This window comes from Akkermansia sp. UNK.MGS-1 (assembly GCF_000980515.1).
Lineage (GTDB): Bacteria > Verrucomicrobiota > Verrucomicrobiia > Verrucomicrobiales > Akkermansiaceae > Akkermansia > Akkermansia muciniphila.
Map to the genome: position 1 here is coordinate 11,203 of NZ_LBCB01000003.1, position 12,063 is coordinate 23,265.

The following is a 12,063-nucleotide window of genomic DNA, read 5'->3' on the forward strand; positions in this document are numbered from 1 at the left end:
GGAAGGGTGCTGTGGTGGGTGTGAAGGGGCCGGAGAGCGGCGGCGTGAGCGAGGTGGGGAGTGGGCCTGTGCTGAGTTTTGAGCATGGGCCTGTGCCGGAGCGCAAGGGTGGAAGGCAAGTGGATGAGAAGGAGGCGATGAAGCAGTATGTGGAGGCTGTGAATGAGCAGTTGCGGGAGTTCGGGGCGAGTCCGATCCGCGAGAAGATGAATGAGTTTACGGAGGAGATGCAGTATGTGGTGGAGCTGGGGGACAGGCCGGAGTTTTATGATACGTATGATGATGCGTATGAGGCCGTGCTGCGGCATTTGGAGGAACGGGAGGATGAGGTGGTGGCCGGGCTGAAGAGCAGCTTGCGGCAGTACCGGGATAAGGATGAGGGGTATGTTGGGAGGGTGCAGGATGAAGCGAATGAGGAGATGATGCAGCATTTGAGCGATGTGGGGCAGGATGGGCGGATGAGTTTTGACCGGAGCAAGTTGAGTGTGCCGATGACGTTGGCGCAGTTGAAGACACAGGGTGATTTTATGCGTAAGTCTGCCGAAGGCCGGGAGAGGATTTATGCGGCGCAGATGGGAGTGGAGGCCGGGGTGGATGCTGCCCGGTTGCGGGTGTACGGAGCCAATGTGGCGCAGGAGTTTGCGAACGGACGGTATGAGGTGGTGAGCAGATTGTACCGGGGGGCTAATCCGTTTGACGTTTATGAGGAGTGGACGGAGGGGATGACGAAGGTGTTGATTAAGGATAATGAGTGGACGGTGGCGGAGTTTGAGGATGAACTGAAGCGGCTGGAGGGTGCAACGGGTGAGACGTTTTTGGCGACCGGGGAAGGGGTGGACAGGTTACAGGCGGTTTGCGAAGGGGTGAGCAAGGCGGCGCGAGCACATTTGATGGGGCACATTTCCGATGAGAGGCTGCCGGATAAGTTGCGGCGGTGGTTCAAGATGTTCGCTTTGTTGTTTGCCAAGTATTTTGAGTTTGCACAGGATGTGATGCTGGCGAAGAAGATGCTGGGCGCGGACGTACAGGGGAAGATGAGCGAGAAGTTTCGCCGCCTGTTGAATGATTTTGCCGGGTTTGACGAGGCGGCGATTGCGGAGCGCGCGAGGAGGGAGGAACAGGCGCAGATTGAGGCGGAGGCGATGGGGGATGTGCCGGAGATTGGAGAGTGGGTGGCCGGGAGGCTGCCGCACCCGAAGACGGCGGCTGAGGCCGGTTCCGATTTAACCGGAGAGCTGCAACGGATTTATGATGCCCTGACGACGACGCGGACGGCCAAGGGCAGACGCAGGAAGGATGGTACGCTGGGGAAGAGTTTTGAGCAACGGGTGGTGGCGCGTGCAGAGCAGTTTTTCAGCCGGGAAGGGCGTGTGTCCGATGTGCTGGAGGCGGCGAATGAGGCCGGGTTTGATTTTGCCGATTCCGGGGAGTTGTTGAGCGCGGTGTATGATAGCGTGGTGTATGGGTATAAGCGGTATGCGGCGCGAGGGGAAGGGCAGGAGGTGAGTTTCAGCATGGGGGACAGGGTAAGGCGCGTACCGATGGCGGAGGCCCGGCGTGTGGCTGATGCGTTCCACCGGGTGGAGGGGATGGAGCCTGTTGCTGCGGATGTGCCGGCAGCGTATGCTTCTGATTTGAAGGATGCGCTGGGGGATATTCGGGAACGGTATAGAGTGTTGCAGAAGGAGACTCAGGAACAGGGGTATGCGCTGGTGATGGGGGACGGGAAGCGGGTGCAGGTGGGAGGCAAGGGGTGGAGGGAAGTGAAACAGCATGCAGCCGATAGACGGGTTTTGGCTGCGTTAGCCGTGCTGCCGGAGTTGGCCGGGCGGGCTGAGTTTATTTATTCCGGCGAGAATTCAGATTTGAAACGTAAGCCTAATATAGCCAGATTTCATTATTATTTGACGAAAGCGGATTTCAAGGGGGCTTCCGATGATGGGAGTGCTGATTTGGCCTATGTGAATATTGCCGTGGCAGAGGGGAAGAATGGGGAGTTGTTTTATGATCTGGATGCTTCCACGGTGGAGGACGTAGATAGCATGAAGGGTACTTCCGCCACCCTGCAACGACCCCGCGTCCCAAACACGGGCGAGGCAGGGGATGGAGTACCCCACAAGGGAAGGGTAGCGTTGTTGAAGGAGTTTGTCAATTATGTTGACAGAGATTTAGCTGGACAAGGAAGAGAAGGGCGTGAGGTGAGTGTGCAGGATGTGGAGGCGCAAGGTGGTTTTGATGAGCATGGGGTTCTGGCTGCGGAGAATGCGGTGGTGGTGAAGCCGGATGGCGATGTAACGATGTCTGTCCGCGCTCTGCATGCAAGTCCTCACAGTTTCCGGAAGTTTGATACGGCGTTCATGGGCAAGGGCGAGGGAGCGCAGGCGTATGGCTGGGGGCTGTATTTTGCGGAGAATCCGAAGGTGAACCGGAGTTATCTGAACCAGTTCGCGCAGGACAAGGCGACATGGAGGTTCAGGGAGTTGGAGGCTTCCAATGTGGATGATATGGCCAGAGGGTTGCGCGACCGAATAGTTTTCCCGGAACATGTCAATCGGTTTGAACCAGGCGTGTTGGATGCCGTTTATAGTGTTCTTGGCGATTTGTCTGACGCCAGAGGGGATAAGGGGAAGATAGAAGCGATTAAGGAGGAATTGAGGGAAGATATCCGCATCAATGAAGGTTATTCTGACCAATATCCCCAGGCAAAAAGACAGGCCGATGCTGAAAATATAGCTTACCAATATTTGCTTGATCATCTGGACGAGATAGAGGTCAGGACGGGCATGCCTTCCAATTACCGCGTGGAGCTGAATGTGGAGGATTATTTGGACTTCATGGAAGGAGGGGAGCTGCTGTTTTGGGATAAAGGGTACGGCTCATCTACAACATCCAGAATAGGGGATTGGCTTCTGGATGAGGGCAAGGAAGAAGCGTATTCTTTGTTCAACGACAAGGATCCGGAAAATGGGTATTGGATGGGGGGCAAGATTTACCGCTCGTTGGAGGATGCTTTGGGAAGCCCCAGAGAGGCGAGCGAGTTTCTGTTAAGGCATGGAGTGAAGGGCATCAGGTACGCAGACGGTTTTTCCCGCTGGAAGGCGGAGGAGAAGCAGACGTATAATTACGTGATTTTTGACGGGAACGACATCAAGATTACGGCGTTTGCGGACGAGTCCACCGGGGGAGCGTGGGCGGATTATGTGGATGGGTCGGCGACGTTTTCTATAAGGGAAAAGGCGTCCATCAAGAAGAAGGCGGTCGCTGACGGGACGTTCATGAAGGCGCCTAACGGAGCGAATACGAATCTGACGGAAGACCAGTGGCTTTCCGTGCGCACGGAGGCGTTTAAGAATTGGTTTGGGGATTGGGAGCATGACCCGGAGAATGCCAGCAAGGTAGTTGACGAGAACGGGGAGCCGAGGGTGGTGTATCATGGGAGCGGGGCGAAGTTCAACACGTTCTCACATAAGTTCGCCATGAAGAACGGCGCAGTGAAAGGACGCGGCTTTTATTTCACGGATGATCAAGGTTATGCGGAAGGCTTTGCGCCGAAGGGCGGACATCTTTTTAAAGTTTTTCTGAATTTGCGCAATCCGTTTGATGCGGAAAAACTTTCACTGAGCAAGAAAGACGTCGAGCGCGTGATAGAACATCTTGACCCTGACGGAGATCTTATTGTTTCTGATTATGCGAGTAGCGCGAATGGTTATCCTGGGAAAGCGTGGTATCGGAAGGCGTTGAAAGAAACGGTTGATGCGATTGTGGACAGCAGCGTGAACGACGCGGATATTATCAGCGAACTCTATACTATTGGTGGTCAGGAAGCGGCTCTTCGTGCGGTCGCGGAGACGCTTGGACGTGATGGCTTCATGTCCCGTGGGCCTGTTAATATGCAGATAGTGTTCTCTTCCACGCAGATCAAGTCCGCCACGGATAACCGGGGGACGTATGATCCGAAGAATCCGGATATTACGTTTTCCATGCGGATGATGCGTGGTGGGCAGAGTGTGTGGGATTATCTGGCTGGGGTGCAGGGGCATGCTTTTGAACAGGAAGCAAGGTTGTATGAAGCAATGCAGAAACGGCTGGAGAGCGCGTTGCAGGCGAACGGGTTTACAAGGGATGGAGTGTATAAGGATGAGCAGGGAAGAGATGATGAGGCTGTGAGGGAGCGGATGCTGGCCGTGATGGCCGTATGTGATGCCGTGGTGACGGAGCTGCCGAAGGACGTGCGCGGAGGGATCAGGCCGGAGGTTGTTGCTTCCTACCGGGAGGAGGTGATGGCGAAGAAGACGTGGAGAGGGCGGATGAATGCGCTGATGCGTATGGTGAAGTATGTGGATTGGCATATTGTGAATGAAGGGAAGAAGAGCCGATTTAAGGAGTTTGAACGGTTTAGAAAATGGGCGGCGGCAAGCGTGGGCGAGAACCGGGTACGGCGTGGGAAGATGAATGCGGAGATTCAGAAGCGGCTGGATATGGTGGAGAGGGCGTTAGAGTTGGATGCGGATGAGCTGGAAACGGCGAAGAATACGGCTGAGAAGGTGGTGGAGGAGAAGGCATTGATTGGCGGGGCTGAGTATGATGAGGCGGTGGAGTGGGTACGTGCGCTGGATGCGTTTGGCGGGTTGTATGAGAGGAATATGCACGGGAGGCTGACGGCTGATTTGGAAAGAGTGCAGGCCGCGCTGGATGCCCTGAAGGAGATGTATTCTGCCGGGAGGCTGGCGAATGAGGCGTTTTGGGAGGATCGGCGTGAGCGTATTGCGGATTTGCTGGATGAGGCCGGGAAGGGGCTGGGGCGTGAGCAGCCGGTGAGCGTGAATGAGCGCACCGGAGCGGCGAAGCATGATGTGGGTGTGGGTAAGGGGATGCGGAATTTGGTGCGGGGGTTTGTGAGTTTTGAGAATTTGATGGAGGATTTGTTTGGAGAGGGGAAGGTGACGGAGTATTTTGCAGAGGGCATCAGGAAGGCGCGGCTGGAGTTTAATGATGTGCGACAGAGGCGAGTGTTGCGGTATTACGGTGCCTTGTACCGGATTGCGAGGCCGGAGGAGTTTTTGAAGAGGGCTGACAGAAAGGTGGATGGTCAGGTGAAGCTGGGCGTGAGGCGTGTGGTGGATGGTATGTTGAAGGATTTAAGCGAGAATCGGACTTGGGGGATTGAGGTGAAGATGCCAGGCGAGTTCAGGAGTGAGCGGGTGCGGATTGAAGAGGCGCTGGCGGTTGCGGAGGGTAAGATGGAAGCAGAGCAGATGCCGAAGTGGGCGAAGAATCAGAAGGCGATGGATGCCCTGAAGATGGCGTTGAGCGAGATTCCGGCGAAGAGCAGGAAGGAGTTTGTGAAGTTTTCATGGCTGGAGCAGGGCGCGGAGCTGGTGGAGATGGAGATGAGCGATTTGGAGGCGGCGTATTTGCTCCAGATGTCCGCGATGCCGGAGTATGAGGATAATCTGGAGGCGTTGGGTTTTGACGAGGCTGCGATTGGGAAGGTGAGGGATCATATTGATGTGCGGGCGTTGCGGGTGGCGGAGTATTTAGGGGAGGAGTATGAGCGGGGATATAAGGAGTATAATGAGGTGTACAGGAGGTTGTTTGGGTGTGATATGCCTAAAGTACAGAATTATGCTCCGGGGTTTTTCGTGACGGATAATGCCGCTGAAGCCGTTGATCCGATGGAGTCCAGAGGGAGCGGATGGCTGAGTGTGGGGAGCATCAAGATGCGTCGGAAGCATTATGCGCTGCCGCGTGTGGTGAGTTGTGTGAATGCGTATTGGGCGCACAGTATGCAGATGGATCACTGGGCGAGTTTTGCGGAGATTATGAGGGATATGAAGGCCGTGTTGCTGAATGGAGAGCTGGGGAACAAGATTGATGCGGTGCATGGGGCGCAGGCAAGGACACATTTGACCAAGTGGGTAAAGGATTTAGAATTTGACGGTTCGCAGGATTCGGGCGGAGCCGGACAAGCTCAGCAAGTAGTGAGCCGGGTGTTGGGGGCGATGGCTCAGGGTGCGCTTTCATATAACCTGAAGACGTGTCTGAAGCAGCTCCCGGCCATGTTTTCCAGCATGGCGGATATGTCCCCCTCAGATGCCATGAAAGGGTTTATTGGGGCATTGGCGAATCCGGGACAGTTGGCGGAGGTTTGGATGAGTCCGACGATACAACAAAGGCTGATGCAGGGCATGAGCCCTGAAATGAGGCAGGCTTTGACGGCGAACAGGATGAAGGTGAGCATGCTGGGGGATGCCGTGGAAGCCGGGATGTTGCCGATTGGATTGACTGATGCGGCATTTACAACGTTTTCCGGGGGTATTGCGTATATGGCGGCCAAGAAGATAGCCATGAAAGAGGGATTGAGTGATGAGGTTGTGGAGCAGAGGGCGTTGGCCGCGCTGGACAAAGCGGTGCGGAGGACGGCTCAACCTATTGAGACAGAGCAGAAGAGCCCTTGGGAGATTCATGCGAACGCGCTGGGGCGTATGTTTATGATGTTCCGCTCTGATCCGCGCAAGCAGATAGCGTTGAGTTATATGGCGATTGCGAAGTGGAAGAGGGGAGAGATTGGTATGGGAGAGGCTGCGTGGCGGTTTGGTCAGGCGTGGGTAGTGTATGGGATCATGAATCAGGTGATTGTGGAGTTTCTTAAGTGGGTGATGGGGCAAGGTGACGATGAGGAAGAGTTGGATTTGTGGGATAGGTGGAAAGGGTTTGCGGTGAGTGGAGCGATGGGGGCGTTTTCCGGTATTTTTGGATTGGCTGAGGTAATAGAGTTCATCTATTCAAAACTGGCTGGCGAAAAGTACATGAAGTTTAGTAATACGATGGTCGATCATGCTGAGGCGTTATGGAGAGGAGGAGAAGGTGTAGTGAGGATGTATAACGGTGAGGAAGAGGAGTATGGGAAGGTAATGAATCAGTTGGGAAGAGGGTTGAATGGTATGGGATTGTTTGCGGCGGCAGGAAGGCCGGAGATTGGAGCCGCGGTGCAGGTGATGGGGCGTATTGTGAAAGAGACGAAGAGTATGGCCGGAACATGGGGGCATCTGTGGGATAATGAGATGGCTAAAGCCAGAGAGCAGCAGAGATTGATCCAAGCGACTAAAAAAGAAGAGAAGGAAGCACGGAAAGCAAAAATGGAAGAGAGGAAGGAGTTGATGGCGCGAGTGAAAGGTTTGGATTTGGCAAGCCGTTTGAGAGTGTACCAAGAGGCGGGTTTAGACAAAGATGAAAGGAAACTTATGGAAAACCGGGTGAAGATGGATGGAGCTTCCGAGGTTGTGAAGGCTGTGAGCCGGGTAAAGAAAGATAAGAGGAAAGAGCTGGTAGAGAAGTTGAAGGGGACGATGAGTGACGTAGAGTATGAGGAGTTTGTGACTGAGCTGAAGGAGAAGGGAGTGAAGTGGAAGTGATATGGCAGGTAATGCTATTTATAATGCTATTATTTCATAATATACTTATTATTAAATAGAAATATAGTTCTCCGTGTACCATCAATAAACCCTGCGAGTTCAAAGGCTTGCGGGGTTTTCTTTTGAGATGGTTTATCATGATGCTGTATGCCGGGTTCCGTTCCCTTTTTGAATGTTTCTACTTCCCTTTTTCATTTTTCCTGAAGTGTTGTTTAACATTCCGGGTTTGCTGATAAAAAACGGCTGCCGCGCCTTTTGGCGGGGCAGCCTGTATTGGGAAGCGGTTCCTGAATAAGGAACGAATCTAGGCGCCGAAATCAAGGGTTTTAGGCTCGCGGCTCCAGACGCGGTGCTGTTTCATGGCCGTGATGAAGGAGGGCATCAGGGATTTGGTGTCCTTCGGCATGAGCAGTCCGGCATCATCCATATCCTGGGGCAGGGAGGCTGCCTCAAGCATGGCTCTGGCGTTGCCGGGCAGTCCGATGGCTTTCAGGTGCCTGTAGGCCTGGCGCAAATGATACTTGGCATCTCCGTCTTTCAGGAGCGCTGCGATGCTTTGTTCCCCTTCCGGGACGATGACGGAGTCAAACAGGACGGAAGGAGTGCCGGACAGAGTCCCGTTAACCGGCAGACTTTCCCCTTCTTCCGTTGTTACGCTTCCCATGTGCGGGGCAATGATTTGGGGATGGATACCTTCTTCATGCAGGGCGTCGCAGATTTCTTTCACGGATTTCAGGCTGACGCCGTCCGCTGCCAGTAAAGAGACGCGGAGGCCTTTAAGGTTTCCGTCCGTATGGGCGTACAAGCTCAATGACGGATCTTTTTCCAGTCCGCAGACGGGCCTGGGCAGTTCCCTGCCGAGTTGTTCCCTGGTGAGTTCAATTCCCAGGTTGCGGGCCACTCCGCTTGCCAGGTCCGGATCAATGCGCGTCAGAAGGTCCACCACGCGTTCCCGGATATAGGGGCGCGTCACCTTCCCCAGCTCAAAACTGAACGCGTTGATGATATGCTCCTGTTCCACGGGAGTTTGACTCATCCAGAACAGCCGCGGGTGGGAATAGTATTCCGCGAAGGAGGGGCTCCGCAGACGTTCCTTGACACCGCTTACCGTCTGGGGGCTGGTGGTGAAGCCGCCTTTCTCCGGGGGAGTTTCTCTCGGCCAGTTGTTCCCGATGGAATTGGGATCATAGTTGGCCGGAGAGGCGTCTATCTGCATACGGTGAAAGCCGTCCCTCTGGTTGTTGTGGAAGGGGCAAATGGGGCGGTTGATGGGAATTTCCGTGAAATTGGCTCCTCCCAGCCGGTGCCGCTGGGTATCGCTGTAAGAGAAAATACGGCCCTGGAGCAGAGGATCGTCGGAAAAGTCAATGCCCGGCACGATATTGGCGGGGCAGAAGGCTGCCTGTTCCGTTTCCGCAAAGAAGTTGTCCGGGTTGCGGTTCAGCACCATTTTCCCGACGATTTCCACGGGAACCAGTGCTTCAGGAATGAGCTTGGTAGGGTCCAGAATATCGAAGTCGAATTGGTCTGCGTCCTCTTCCGGGATGAGCTGCAGCCCCAGCTCGTATTCCGGATAATCTCCGGCTTCAATGGATTGCCAGAGATCCTTGCGGTGGAAGTCAGGATCGCGTCCTGTCAATACCTGGGCTTCATCCCACACCAGGGATTTTTTCCCGTACAGCGGTTTCCAGTGGAAACGGACGAAAGTGCTTTTTCCTTCTTCATTGACCAGCTTGTACGTATGAATGCCGAACCCTTCCATCGTACGGAAGCTTCTGGGGATGCCGCGGTCCGACATGGCCCACATGACATTGTGCAGAGTTTCCGGCTGCAGGGAGACGTAGTCCCAGAAAGAATCATGGGCCGTCTGTCCCTGGGGCATTTCATTGTGGGGTTCCGGTTTGACGGCATGGACGAAATCCGGAAATTTGATGGCATCCTGAATGAAGAAGACGGGCGTGTTATTGCCTACCAGATCATAGTTGCCTTCCTTGGTATAGAATTTGGTGGCCCAACCGCGGATATCCCTTACTGTATCCGGAGATCCTCTGAAGCCCTGCACGGTGGAAAAACGCACAAAGACCGGGGTTTTTTCTCCCGGATCCTGCAGAAAAGCCGCTTTGGTGTACTTGGAAAGGGATTTATACACCTGAAAATAACCATGTGCCCCGGAACCTCTTGCGTGAACCACGCGTTCCGGTATCCGCTCCTGGTCAAAATGAGCCATTTTCTCCAGAAAGTGGAAGTCCTCAAGCAGAGATGGGCCTCTGCTTCCTGCTTTAAGTGTGTTTTGATCATCGGATATTTTAATTCCCAGGTTGCTTGTGAGGGCCTGTCCCATGCCGTTGGAGCGCATGGCATCCAACGCCCTGATTTTTTCCGTAGCGTTATCCGGCATTTTCATGGAACCGGGCGCGGAAGGTTCCGCATTGGGCGGCGTAGGTTTCGGAGTGGGTTTGATTATCTCCGGATCAATCGTATCCGTATAATGGGGAGCGGCTTCTTTTCCGTTGGGAAAAGGGGCGATGTTGTTTTCCATGGGCGGTTTCTTTTTTTTCATTGGCTTGTTCATGAGGGACCGAATTTTTCTATGTGGGTAATAGTTCGACTTCCCTTTTTCCGGGGATGTTCCGCCCTGTTTTGTCATCAGTATTTCTCCGGATCTGATGAAAAATTTTTTATAGAAACTGGTATTTAATATTTTATGGGATAAAGAACGGGCTGTGTGGAGAGGGCTTTTTGATTGGCATGTCTGTGATCTCTGTATCCCATGTTTCATTGTTGGCAGGGAGAAGCGGAGATAACCGGGATATGGCCGCGGGCTGGCAGAAAACAGTCGATTTCCTTTCTGAGCGGTGTTTCCTGCATCTGGAGCCGAAGGGAGAAACGGAACCGCGTTGCCGGAACGGCAGGGCAGGGACAGCTTTGCGTACATGAAATGGAACGGAGCTTCCACAAATTTTCATAGACGAGGGGAATAAATAGGTTATGATTTTTATGTCAATCGGGTATTGGAGAGAAGGCCCGCGCCGTCCGGCGCGAGACGGTTTTTCCGGTATGGAACCTTTTTCCTGTTAATTTAAAGTAATGACGGTGCAAGAAATAGCTGAACAGAGTTTGAAGAACCTTCTGGCTTCGCTGGGGTTTTCCGCGGATATCGAAGTAACGGAGACGGACGGCATCGTGTGCCTGAATATTGCTTCTCCGGATTCACAGTACATCATTGGGGGGGACGGGGACAGGCTGGATGACCTTCAGTACCTGGTCAACCGCATGATCCAGCGCAAGATGGAGAATGCTCCCCGCGTGAAGGTGGATTGCGACCATTACCGGGAGCGCAACGAAGCCCGCCTGCTGGAAAAGGCCCGTTCCCTGGCCGAACGCGTCCAGGAGAGCGGCAGGCCGATGAAGATGCCGCCGTTGAATGCCTACCACCGCCGCCTGGTGCATAATGCCCTTCAGTCCATGGAAGGAATTGTGACGGAGTCCGAAGACGGAGACAGCCGTTACAAGCGCATTACCATCAGAAAGGGCTGATGGATGGCAGTTTATTCATGAGGGCTTTAGCGGTCATTGCGTTTTTGGCGCTGGCGTTTCCGGGACGTGCGGAAATGGATGCCCTTTCCGTCTCCTGTTCTGCGGCTCCCTCCCTTCCCTCCCCTGTTCTGGTTGTGTACGGTTCAGAGGAACCCGGTTCAGCGGAAGCCCGTTGGTTGAAAGCTCTCCAGCCGGGCACGGAAGAACGCCGCGCGCTGGATGAATATGTGCGTGACGTGCAGTTTGTCACGGTTCCCAGACATCCTTCCGTGAAGGATTGGGAAGAAGACGGCAGCCTGTCCCGTGCGGCGATGCATGGTGTGCGCATGCTGCCTTCCGTGGTTTTTCTTGACTCCAAGGGACGTGTATTCGACTTGGTGGAAGGAGGGGCCTCTGCAGCTTCCCTACGGGAAAAAGTGTCCCTGCTTGCGGAAAAAGCGCAGCGCGTGCGGCCGGTGACGCGGGTGAATGATATTCCGAAGGGCGGGGACCCTGCGGCAGAAGCCTCCGCCATTTGCCGGGAGCTGGAACAGGTGCCTCCGGAAGCCTGGTTCCGGGATTATCCTGGCACCATGAAGCGTCTGGAAAAATTGAACTGTACGGTTCCGGCTTTTCTGAACGCCCGGGAGGTGGCCCTTCGTCTGGAGAAAAACAGGAAAACGGCTGAATTGCTTGGCGAGTCTTTCCGGGCCAGCAAAGCTTCTTCCATACGAACATGCCTGGAAGCATGGCGTGCCTGCGCGGATGACCCCTCGTTATCCGTGGAGGAGCGCCAGTTAATTCTGCTCTCCATGGTGCATCCCCTCTGGGTGCGGCTGGAAGAGGTTCTGTACCGGGAAGCCCACACTCCGGAAAGCGAGGATGCCTTCAACCAGGCGGTTGCGGTTTTGGAAGAGGTCCGGGACATGAACCGTTCCAGCGTTTGCGGCAGACGGGCGCACCAGCTCAGGGAAGAGCTGAGAAGAGCCCGTCTGGCGGCTGCGCGGTATGATTGATGTGTCTTTCCTGAGTTGCCGGAAATGGACAGGAAGGCCCCCCTGCTTCCGTCACGGAATCAAGGGATGCGTTTTCCTCCGTGATTCCTCTTTCCACAGGAAGGACCGGGCAAATT

4 protein-coding genes are annotated in these 12,063 nt (G+C 54.5%); 3 read left to right on the forward strand and 1 reads right to left on the reverse strand.

Translation table 11 applies throughout. From position 1 onward, the window contains the following. Positions 1–20 precede the first annotated feature (20 nt). Positions 21–7,415 carry an ADP-ribosyltransferase-containing protein gene (locus WW58_RS01885; RefSeq protein WP_288143391.1) on the forward strand — a complete coding sequence of 2,465 codons (7,395 nt, stop codon included), beginning with the start codon at positions 21–23 and terminating at the stop codon, positions 7,413–7,415. A gap of 304 nt (positions 7,416–7,719) precedes the next feature. On the opposite strand, the gene katE is transcribed toward WW58_RS01885, so the two are convergent. Next, on the reverse strand, positions 7,720–9,975 hold the full coding sequence (gene katE, locus WW58_RS01890) for a catalase HPII (protein ID WP_215439827.1): 2,256 nt from the start codon (positions 9,973–9,975) through the stop codon (positions 7,720–7,722). 527 nt (positions 9,976–10,502) lie between these two features. Between katE and WW58_RS01900 the strand changes: the two genes are divergently transcribed. Together WW58_RS01900 and WW58_RS01905 are read left to right on the forward strand one after the other, a co-directional pair. After that, complete coding sequence (locus WW58_RS01900; protein WP_022197364.1) at positions 10,503–10,952, forward strand: Jag family protein; 450 nt, start codon at positions 10,503–10,505, stop codon at positions 10,950–10,952. A gap of 17 nt (positions 10,953–10,969) precedes the next feature. After that, complete coding sequence (locus tag WW58_RS01905) at positions 10,970–11,947, forward strand: hypothetical protein (RefSeq protein WP_215490279.1); 978 nt, start codon at positions 10,970–10,972, stop codon at positions 11,945–11,947. Positions 11,948–12,063: the final 116 nt, after the last annotated feature.

Excerpts from the sequence above, each read along its gene's own strand:
- katE (WP_215439827.1), bottom strand. The coding sequence starts at position 9,975 with ATGAAAAAAAAGAAACCGCCCATGGAAAACAACATCGCCCCTTTTCCC.
- WW58_RS01900 (WP_022197364.1), top strand. The coding sequence starts at position 10,503 with ATGACGGTGCAAGAAATAGCTGAACAGAGTTTGAAGAACCTTCTGGCT.
- WW58_RS01905 (WP_215490279.1), top strand. The coding sequence starts at position 10,970 with ATGAGGGCTTTAGCGGTCATTGCGTTTTTGGCGCTGGCGTTTCCGGGA.